Source organism: Pseudarthrobacter sp. HLT1-3, from assembly GCF_059383535.1.
Genome location: NZ_JBWZCJ010000059.1, coordinates 1 through 2,508, shown reverse-complemented (window position 1 = coordinate 2,508; position 2,508 = coordinate 1). Strand labels below are relative to the sequence as shown.

Here is a 2,508-nt window from a genome sequence, read left to right as displayed (position 1 = left end):
CGAATCCTTGCGCTGCCCAGGCGGACCGGATGGGTCCGTACAGGCTTGGCTGGGCTCCGGTGGAGGGTGTCCAGTAGATGGCGCCGCCTTGGAAGGCCTGGGCAAAGCCGCCGTTGGGGTAGTTGAGCTCGTCGGTGGTGGGGTAGCCGAGCTTGCCGTTTTCGAATCCTTGGGTTGCCCAGACAGACCGGATGGGTCCGTACAGGCTTGGCTGGGCTCCGGTGGATGGGGACCAGGTCACGGCACCATTCTGGAACAACTGGTAGCAGCCACCATCCCGCAACCCACACATAATCCCCGAGGTCTGAGCTCCCAGGGTTGACTTCGAGGATGCCAGCGACGCAATCTCCTTGCTGGCGGCGATGGGTGTGGACTCGATCGTCACGCCGGCGGCCGAGTCGGAGATCCAGTTGACGGATACCCGCGTGCCGGCGTGCGTTGTGAAAGTCTCGCCCGCCTGCCAGGCATGGCGGCTGCTGTAGTAGCCGGCAAAGCGCCGGCTATCGGGCATCAGGATCAGTGAACCCGCACCGAACTGCTGAACGATCTTGACTCCGCGGTTACCGTTGAAAGCAGTGGCGGCGTCGTAGCCGACGGGCAGCCGCAGCTCAAGATAGTAAATCTCGCCGCTAACAGGGTCGGTGAACTTCGCAGCCCGATAGTCGGCCGTCCCAGCCCATGCCGCGAGCGTGTAGCTGCTGCTGCTTCCGGCCTTGCCAAGGTCGCGGATCTCTCGTCCGGTGCCAAAACCGCCAAAGTCCCATAGTGTCGAGCTGATGGCTGGTTGTGATGTCTGGGATACTCCCATCAAGTCCATGGAGTCGCCGTATTCACGAATACTGCAGGTCGCATCGACAAAGGAACCGTCCGCCCGGGTGGCAACGTCTTGGGCGCCGCTGCCACATTCCAGGCTGTTGGCGTGCATGAGGCCGAGGACGTGACCAAACTCGTGTGTTAGCACGCTTCTGGTCAAAGACGCTGGCTGAGGCATGATGACTCGCCCGCTGGTCCCGTTATAGCTCCATCCGGCCCCGTAGGCTCCGTCCGAAAGCGTTGGTGTCGAAACGAACACAACCAACGCGGTATATGGACTGGCCACCCAGCCAAGTTCGCCAGAGATCGTGTTCATCATGTCGGAGTAGCTCTGCCGCGATGATGCGCTGCGGCTGTTGAAGGATTCCGTGCTTGCAACGCTCATTGAGAGCCTGCCCTTGGACATGCTCTGCCAGTAGGCGCTGGTTCCCTGGATAGCTGCGACCGCCGCGTCCATTGAAAGGCTCGCCTTGACGTCTGTGAGTTGGACGGTCACCAGCCGCACCTTGATGTCACCGGTCCGGGCGAGCGAATACGCTTCCGTGCTCAGAGCCCGCGGAGCAGTACCCTTGGCGCCCAGCGGCGGCGGCGTCTGAAAAGTGTGAACCGAAGTCGGTGCACCGCCCGTTTGCTCGACCGCGGGTGGCGTCAGAGTGGCCTGTTCCGCCAACGGGGCGGGCGGCGCGGGCGGCTCCGTGACTGGCGGCTGGAGCGCGGTCGGCGTTGGTTCTGTGAGCGCGAGCGGTGTTGTTGTCGCTGCGCCCGGCGCCGCTGTGGGGGTTGCTGTGGGTGGAGACTCGAGCGCGTAGGCTGGCGAGGCAGGGCCGAAGCCCGCCAGCAGTGAAGCGGCCAGCAAGAAGGCGCCGACTTGGATGCAGTGTCGGGGCATGGCGTTAGAAAGGGTCCGCTTCATTTCGCGCTCCGGAACAACGACACGATGGTGGCCGTGTCAAAATGGTGGTCTCGTCCCCCGGGACCAAGCGAAGCAAAGCTATCCGGGATGTGAGAATGTCTGACTTGTCGCGCCCACCCTAACACCGCGAATCGGAGTGAGCCAGAGTTTCTGGTGTTGCCAATGTGACAATTGTTGTGAATCTGTCTGGCGTTTTCCACATAGGACAGGCCGCGCCCTTGTCCTGCGGCGTGGGCACCCCTAGCTTTAACCCAATTGCAGTGGCCCGGGGACAGGGCGGCGGCAGTCATATTGGGGGCCATTGTGGAGGCTGTACGCATTGTCGAGGACGAAGTCCGCGAGTTGATTCGCCGGCGCGGCCTCGACCCCTTAAGTCAATCCGGTGAAGTCCGACGTCTCGTTGAGGCAGCCGTAATGGATTACGACGAGCGCGCCCTCCTGGCGCCTCTCCCGCCAATCGGACCGCTGGAGACTGCCCGGAGGTTCGTTTTCGACGCCGTGGCCGGCTTCGGCGCACTCCAACCCCTGCTCGACGACCCGGCCATCGAGGAGATCTGGCTCAACGCGCCCAACGAGATCTATGTGGCGCGGAACGGCGAATCCGAGCTGACCTCGGTGTCGCTCACGGAGCAGCAGGTCCGGGACCTGGTGGAACGGATGCTCAAGAGCTCAGGGCGCCGTCTAGGAGCGTGGGGCGGTAGTGGTTTTACGTGATCCACGAGAAGCCCTGCTTGCTGACTGGTAGCGCGTTGTCATCTTGATGGCCGGCTGTCAGCAGCGGT

Annotated in this window: 1 protein-coding gene and 1 pseudogene; one reads left to right on the top strand and one right to left on the bottom strand. The window is 63.0% G+C overall.

The features are described 5' to 3' along the window. The coding region (locus tag AC50X9_RS21175; RefSeq protein ID WP_494897053.1) for an LGFP repeat-containing protein at positions 1-1,726 on the bottom strand (1,726 nt) is incomplete at its 3' end. 303 nt (positions 1,727-2,029) lie between these two features. Here AC50X9_RS21175 and AC50X9_RS21170 point away from each other — a divergent pair. Continuing rightward, positions 2,030-2,410: pseudogene (locus AC50X9_RS21170) on the top strand (CpaF family protein); the annotation flags it as partial. Positions 2,411-2,508: the final 98 nt, after the last annotated feature.